The organism is uncultured Campylobacter sp. (genome assembly GCF_938017615.1).
GTDB lineage: Bacteria > Campylobacterota > Campylobacteria > Campylobacterales > Campylobacteraceae > Campylobacter_B.
This window is the reverse complement of record NZ_CALIJA010000102.1, coordinates 41,456-47,888: the sequence shown is the minus strand read 5'-3', so window position 1 is coordinate 47,888 and position 6,433 is coordinate 41,456. Positions and strand designations below refer to the sequence as shown.

The following is a 6,433-nucleotide window of genomic DNA, read 5'->3' as shown; positions in this document are numbered from 1 at the left end:
TTGATATTTTTTAGTTTTGCACAAACTTTTTTCACTTTTGATGAAATTTTTATTGTTTCATAATATTTTCATTTGCTTTCATTTCGTATTTGTTTCCGCAACTGAAAATTTCTGGATTCACAAATGGTGAAAATACCTGAAACTATTTTTTCATGAAAATCCTTTTTTTGAAATTTTAGGAATTCTACAAAATATACTCTTATTTATTAATAAATTGCGTTTTTATGTCCTTTTTTAGACTTTTCCGTCTTAAAATTTAAAATTTAATATTTAGATAAGCTCTATCTTTCCGCCCAGATCGCACGCGCCCTGATTCCAAACCGCCGAGCTTACGAGCACGTCCGCGCCGGTAGCCGCAAACTCGGCGCAGTTATTTTTATTTATGCCGCCCGCAGCGCAAATTTTAATCTGCGGCGCCGTTTCATCTCGCCTCAAAACGCAGGCTCTAAGCTCGCCAGGGCTCATCTTATCGCACATTATCGCATCCGGCTCGTATCTTAAGAGCTCGCTAAATTCGCGCTCGCTCGCTACTTCGATCATTATCTTTCGCTCGGGCGCGCGCTCTTTAAATTTAGCGATCTGCGCGCAAAACTCGCTAAAACTCGCAAACGCGCGGATATGGTTTGAAAAAAACAAGATGCTGTCGTGCAGCCCCAGGCGGTGCATGCTCCCGCCGCCCGCAATCAGCGCATTTACGCAAAGCTCCTTCGCAAAAGGAAGGCTCTTGCGCGTCGCACCCAGCACGCAGCGCGGATTCGCCTCTCGCATCAGCGCAACCATCTCGTGTGCGTAAGTAGAAATTTTGCAGGAGTACTCAAACACGATCTGAACGATCTTCCAAGCCTTATGGAGGCTCTCGAAGCTCCCTCGCGCGCTAAAAATTTCATCCCCTGCGCTAAATGCGCTTCCCTCGCGCGCTAGATGCTGCGTCTCGCAACCAAAGCGCGCCGCTACTTCGCGCGCTATTCCTCCGCCGCTAAAGATCAGATCCTGCCTCGTTACGATCGAAAGCCGCGCGGGCGCGTTTAAATCCACGAAGTCCTGTAAAAGCTCGGTCGTAAGGTCCAAAAACGCGCCGTCGCTAGCGATTAGATCGTCGATTTTACTCTGTGAAATAAACATATCTAGCCTACGAAGTGAATTTTAGCGGGCTCAAAACGTGAATGCGCCTTTGTGACGCGAGACGGAAAGCCCAAAGGCATAATGCAAAACGCCTCTAAATGCCCAGGCAGATCCAAAATTTCTCTTACGCGCTCCATCGCGTAAATATCGGGCGCTACGCCCAGCCACGTGGTGCCAAGCCCCAAATGGTGCGCCGCCAGCCAAAGATTTTCTGCCGCACAAGCGCAGTCGTAGCGAGCGTAGGGCTGGAATTTTAAGCCGCTTTTGCGCGTGCAGACCACGATCGCAAGCGGCGCATCTTTCGTGCAGCCGCCGTAGGTGCCGACGCTGCTAAGTAGCGTAAGCGTGGTGCGGTCGCGTACTACGTAAAATTCCCATGAGCGCTGGTTGCCCGCACTAGGGGCTTGCATCGCGGCTTTTAGCACAAGCTCGATCTGATCGTCGCTCGGCATTTTTTCGGTAAAATTCCGCACGCTCGTGCGTGTAAAAATTTCATTCATCGCTGCTCCTTTAAATTAAATTTCTAAATTCCGCTTTTTGCGAGCGGTAAAAAATGGAATTTAGAAGTAAGCTTGCCGCTGCGTTTGCTTGAGCCCTGCTTACACTTTACGCTTAGTCGCTACGCGGCGACCGATGCGCGCTAATTTGGTTTTGCTTGCCTGAGCGCGCCTTTTCTTGCATCAAAAAGCGCAAAGTCGCGATAAAATTTCAAATCGCGCTGCTATGAAAATTCGCCGCAAAGAACATTTGCGTAAACTTGGCTTGCTTAAATTTCGCTCACGAGCAAGCTTGCGATCCGCCTATTTAGATTTTTAATCCTAGGCTTGCTATATGCGCTTGTTAAAACTGCGCGCCGTATACATTGACCTACGTGCGTAGCTTGCGTGGTCCTTAAATTTCATCTCGCGCCGAGCCTGTGCTGGTCTTTGCGGATAAAATTTTATCCTTCGCAGCAATGAAATTTCACCTTCGTGCCGAGCAAATTTTATCTTCGTCATCCGGTAAAATTCCTCTTTCGCCGCTTTGTATTTTAACCGCACGCGTCCGCAAAGCACTTGCCGCGCCGTACCGCATACAAAGCGCGCTCAGATCAAAAGCTCAAAATATCTAAAATTTAACCTCAAAGCCCGATTAGCCGGAGCCGCACGCCGAAACGCTATAAAATTTTAAGCATTTAAATTTATCGCTTGCTTATCAGCCTGCGCACGACGTAGCTTGCGATGAAAAGCCCGAAGCTCGCGGTCACGCCCATGAAGCTGCCCATCGATTTGACGCGCGGCGGCTCGCTCGAGCAGACGACGTCAAAATCGCCCGCAAAGCCGCGCTTTCGCAGCTCATATCTGATCTTGCGCGCGAGCGGATCGCCTTGCGTCCGCCAGATTGAGCGGATTTCGATTTTAGCGGGATCGAGCCTCTTTGCGCCGCCCATCGAGCTTACAAACCCTACGCCAGCCTCACTGCAGCGCAGCGCAAGAGCGATCTTAGCGCCCACGTCATCGATAGCGTCGATTACGAAATCAAATTTTGCCAGATCAAATTCCGATAAAAATTCCTCATCGATCCTGGCGGCGATCGGCGTCACGCCTTTAAATTTGCGCGCGAAAACCTCGCATTTTAGCTCGCCTACGTGCTCGCTTCCAAGCTGGCGGTTTTGGTTGGTGATCTCGAAGCGATCGCAATCGATTACGCTTAAGCTTACCGCGCCGCTGCGGTACAGCGCCTCTATCGCCGCTCCGCCCACGCCGCCGCCGCCGCAGATTAAAATTTTAGCGCTTTGAAGCCTTGCAAAATCCTCGCCGAAAAGTAGGCGCGAGCGCGAAAAGCGGTCTACTACGACCTCACTCATCGTTTTTCATCCACCTTTCTAGCGCGCTCATCTGCTCGTGCGCGGTCAAATTTAGCTTGATCGGGCTTAGCGTCGCTCGCCCCTCAAAAAGCACCGAAATGTCGCTGTTTTCGTTTTTGCTCGCATCAAAACTGAGCGTAGATTTGCCGAGCCAATAATACTCCATTCCGCGCGGATTGCGATTTAGCTGCGCGTCGGTGTCGTAGAGCTTCTCGCCGCAGGGCGCGACCGTTAGCCCCTTAAAATCTTGCTTTGAGACGGCAGGAACATTTAAATTTAAAAACTGCTTCGGCGGCAGCGGAAAGCCGTTTTTAAAGATTTTTTCCACTAGATCAACCGCGAGCTCGCATGCAAGATCAAATCCGTACCGCTGCAGCGAGTCCGCGACGTAAAACTGGCTCACCGCAAGCGCGGGAATGCCTTGCAAAACCCCCTCCATCGCGCCTCCGCAAGTGCCCGAATAGGTCACGTCCTCCGCGACGTTGGCGCCGTGATTTATGCCGCTTACCACGAGATCGGGCTTATGGTTATACAGCGCGCGGAGCGCCAAATACACGCAGTCTGCGGGCGTAGCGTCGTCGAGTTTAAAAAATCCGTCATCGAGCTTTACAAATCTAAGCGGGCGCGTGAGCGTGAGCGAGTGTGAGCATGCCGATTTTTCCGAGCTCGGCGCTACGATGGTGACGTTTGCGACCGATCTTAGCGCGCTTGCGAGCTCTAAAAGACCGCGCGCTTCGAATCCGTCGTCATTGGTGATTAAAATTTCTTTCATATTCTCTCTTTAGCTAAAATTTCACGACAGACCTATCGGGGCGGAATTCTATCTGCAAAAATTCTAACGCTCAATTCTTTACTATGCAAAATTGCTACTTAGCTTGCGCGGCGTAAAATTTCATCGTGCCAAATTTTTTCGCAAAAATTCCATCACGAACTTAGATTACAAAATTCATAGAAAAATTCCGTCTTTTTGCTACGAAATTTTATCTTTTTTCGCTACAAATTTTATAGCCTGCCACGTAATTTCATCTCCTAAATTTCACTTTCGAAATTTCTTAAATTAAATTTTGCGACCGCACTCCGCAACTCGCCACAAAATTTCGCCTTTTAAATTATCACAGATTTTACACCATAAAATTTCGCTTTCGCGCCGATGTAAATCCGCGGCATAAAATTATGCGAGATATTCTACAACTCCGCTTTACGGCATATCTCCTCACTTACTTGCGAATCAAGTAGATGCGAGCTTGGATAATCGTAGAAAAATCGGTGCACTTCGCGCACTCCGCTTCGCAATAAAGCTCGCGTACTAGGTGCGTTGCAGTCATTTTCGGTAATATCTTTGGCTAGCAATTTGAGATATTTTTGCCGATCGGAGCTTTTTAAGCTCGCCCAGCCAGGGCTTAGCGAGTAGGCATAGATCAGATCGCTTCCTTGTGCGCTAATTTCTTCGAGGAAGGCAAACTGCGCGACCTTAACGTGGGGCTTGGCGCCGCCTACGTCTGCTGCGATCTCGCTAGCTGCGGCTTTAGCGACGAGTGCGGGCGAGCCTAGCTTACTAAGCGCCTCAAAGCGTGCAGTTACTGCGGGATCCTCGGTGACTTGACGCTTTTGATATTTAGCCGCGCCGCAACCGCCTAGCAATATCACGAACGCGCCACATAGCGCTAAAATTTTAAAATTTCTCATCTTAAATCCTTTGTCGGCTTAATTTTAGCACATTTTGCTATAATTAACAAAAATTTAAAAGGCTAAATTTGAAATATTTAATCTCTTGCCTAGAGCCCTCTGCGAACCTGCATTTCAAAGAGGTTCTAGCGCATCTTAAAAGGCTCGATCCCGCTTGCGAGATTTGCGGAATTTTCGATGAAAAGCTTGGCTCGCCGATATACAAAAGCAGCGAATTTTCGGCGATGGGCTTTATAGAAATTCTGCCGCTGATTTTAAAAGCAAAGCGCGCTATAGCGCAGATGACGCGGCTTGCGGCGGAGTGCGATCGCGTGCTTTTGATCGACTCGCCCGCGTTTAATCTACCGCTTGCCCGCGCGATCAAAAATAGCGGCACGCGCGCGGAAATTTCATATTATATCCTGCCGCAGGTTTGGGCGTGGAAGCCGCACAGAGCGGAGAAGCTGAAGGCGTTTTGCGATAATCTGCTCTCAATCTGGCCTTTTGAGGCAAAATTTTTCGGCGCGGATTGCGAGGGAGATAAAGGCGCTGTGCCGCAAGAAGCGGAAAGCAAAGACGCTGCACTACAAGAAACAAAAGATAAAGATACCGCGCGCCCAAGCGGTCAAAGCGCCAAAACCGCAAAGTACTCTTTCGTGGGACATCCGCTGCTTGACGAGATAAAATTTCAAAAAACAAGCTACGAAAAACAGGGCAAGATCGCCTTTATGCCGGGCTCGCGCAGGGCTGAAATTTCAAGACTGATGCCGATTTTTAGAGCCCTTGCGCCTAAATTTGAAAATAGCGAGCGAGTCTTGATAATCCCGCCGCATCTGATGGATCAAAGGGATGAAATTTACGGGCCTCTGGACGGCTTTAGCATCGCAAACGATACTCCCGCCACGCTTAAGGATTGCGATTTTACCTTTATCTGCTCGGGTACGGCGACGCTTGAGGCGGCACTCATCGGCACTCCGTTCGTGCTGTGCTACAAGGCTCGCGCGTTTGACGTTTGGCTCGCGCGAAAGCTCGTAAAGCTAAAGCACGTGGGGCTTGCGAATATTATTTTTGATTTTTTGGGCGAGGAGCCGCTGCACGAGGAGCTTTTGCAAGGCGAAGTAAGCGCGCAAAACCTACTCGCCGCATACGAGCGCTGCGACGCCGCTAAATTTAAACTTGCGAGCGAAAAGCTGCGAGATTATCTGAAATTCGGTTCCAGCGAAAACGTGGCAAAAATTTTAACGCAGCCTGCGAGCTAAAATTTTAAGGCTAAAGCTTATATAATTTGATAAAAAGAAAGGAAGATTATGACGACAGAACCAATGACGCTTTACGGATATGAAAAGATCACCTCCGAACTCAAAGAGCTTCAGAGCGTGAAGCTGCCCCACATCGTGCAGCAGATCGACATCGCGCGCGGACACGGCGATCTGAAAGAAAACGCCGAGTACCACGCGGCGCGCGAAGAGCAGGCGTTTCTGCTCTCGCGTATCGCCGAGCTTAGCGACATCGTCTCTCGCAGTAAAATCATCGACCCTTCCACTTACGAGCACGACCGCGTAAAATTCGGCTCCACCGTTACCTTTATGGACGTGGAGACCGAGCGAGAGGAGACCTACGTCATCGTGGGACTTAGCGAGGCGGACATCTCGCGCAAGCTCATCAATATTAATACGCCGCTTGCGCGCCAGCTTTTAGGCAAAGCCGAGGGCGATGAGGTGGTGCTTCAGCTCCCATCCGGCACCCGCGAAGTAGAAATTCTAAGCGTCGAATACAGGCCGATCAAATTTGGAAAATAAG

At 49.5% G+C, this 6,433-nt stretch carries 7 protein-coding genes; 2 read left to right on the top strand and 5 right to left on the bottom strand.

All coding sequences use genetic code 11. The features are described 5' to 3' along the window. Positions 1-270: 270 nt before the first annotated feature. From modD to Q0620_RS05150, 5 genes are all read right to left on the bottom strand, one after another. On the bottom strand, positions 271-1,122 hold the full coding sequence (gene modD, locus Q0620_RS05170) for a ModD protein (RefSeq protein WP_298783525.1): 852 nt from the start codon (positions 1,120-1,122) through the stop codon (positions 271-273). A gap of 2 nt (positions 1,123-1,124) precedes the next feature. Continuing rightward, complete coding sequence (locus Q0620_RS05165; protein ID WP_291938251.1) at positions 1,125-1,622, bottom strand: nitroreductase family protein; 498 nt, start codon at positions 1,620-1,622, stop codon at positions 1,125-1,127. A 680-nt stretch (positions 1,623-2,302) separates the two neighbouring features. Continuing rightward, positions 2,303-2,968: a tRNA threonylcarbamoyladenosine dehydratase gene (locus Q0620_RS05160; RefSeq protein ID WP_298783522.1), complete on the bottom strand. Its 666-nt coding sequence runs from the start codon at positions 2,966-2,968 to the stop codon at positions 2,303-2,305. Further along, entirely contained in the window at positions 2,961-3,740 is a 780-nt protein-coding gene (gene surE / locus Q0620_RS05155; RefSeq protein WP_298783519.1) for a 5'/3'-nucleotidase SurE, read from the bottom strand. Before surE ends, Q0620_RS05160 begins: the two co-directional genes overlap by 8 nt. Before the next feature lie 413 nt (positions 3,741-4,153). Continuing rightward, positions 4,154-4,654: a hypothetical protein gene (locus tag Q0620_RS05150; RefSeq protein ID WP_298783517.1), complete on the bottom strand. Its 501-nt coding sequence runs from the start codon at positions 4,652-4,654 to the stop codon at positions 4,154-4,156. Positions 4,655-4,722: 68 nt separating this feature from the next. On the opposite strand from Q0620_RS05150, the gene Q0620_RS05145 reads away from it, so the two are divergent. Both Q0620_RS05145 and greA read left to right on the top strand, forming a co-directional pair. Then, complete coding sequence (locus tag Q0620_RS05145) at positions 4,723-5,892, top strand: DUF354 domain-containing protein (protein ID WP_298783514.1); 1,170 nt, start codon at positions 4,723-4,725, stop codon at positions 5,890-5,892. Between the two features lie 48 nt (positions 5,893-5,940). Further along, a complete protein-coding gene (greA, locus tag Q0620_RS05140; protein WP_298783512.1) occupies positions 5,941-6,432 on the top strand; it encodes a transcription elongation factor GreA in 492 nt (163 codons plus the stop codon). The last annotated feature ends 1 nt before the right edge of the window (position 6,433 follow it).